This window comes from Actinomadura sp. DC4 (assembly GCF_030406325.1).
Lineage (GTDB): Bacteria > Actinomycetota > Actinomycetes > Streptosporangiales > Streptosporangiaceae > Actinoallomurus.
Map to the genome: position 1 here is coordinate 1 of NZ_JAUEQY010000091.1, position 672 is coordinate 672.

Sequence of the window (672 nt, forward strand, 5' to 3'; positions counted from 1 at the left end):
GGCCCATGCTGCGAGCGAATGCCTCGCGGGTGGGTTTGCTCATAGGTGGAGCGCTGGCTATTCGGTTTCTCTGGTCGGTTCCAGGGTGTGAGTACTGCCCGCTTGTCGGGTTCAGGAAAACCATCCATGGAGGCGGCGAGGGGGCCGGGCACACTGTTGGGTCCTGAGGAAACGGGCACGGAGACTCCGCGTGAGTCTCGGTGTTCGTGTCTTCAGACCGCTTCGAGCCTTGCCTGCCTGGTTGGCGGGTGGGTTCGGGCGTGCGGGCCGGTCTGGCCTCCATACCGCATCTCCTGGTGTTGTCGTGCTCGGGGTGTTGGTGGTGGTTGTGGGTTGGTGTCCGTTCGTGTTTTGAGAACTGCATAGTGAACGCGAGCATCTTGTAGATCTTGTTGTGTTCAAGTTTTTTAGGGCACACGGTGGATGCCTTGGCATCAGGAGCCGATGAAGGACGTGGGAGCCTGCGATATGCCCCGGGGAGTTGGCAACCGAGCGTTGATCCGGGGGTTTCCGAATGGGGTAACCCAGCACTCGTCATGGGGTGTTGCCGCCGTCTGAATTGATAGGGCGGTTGGTGGTAACGCGGGGAAGTGAAACATCTCAGTACCCGCAGGAAGAGAAAACAACAGTGATTCCCTGAGTAGTGGTGAGCGAAAGGGGATGGGGCTAAAC

General features: G+C 59.2%; 1 rRNA gene. It reads left to right on the forward strand.

What is annotated here, in order from left to right:
• Window positions 1-396 precede the first annotated feature (396 nt).
• A 23S ribosomal RNA gene (locus tag QWU11_RS47090) occupies window positions 397-672 on the forward strand; the annotation flags it as partial.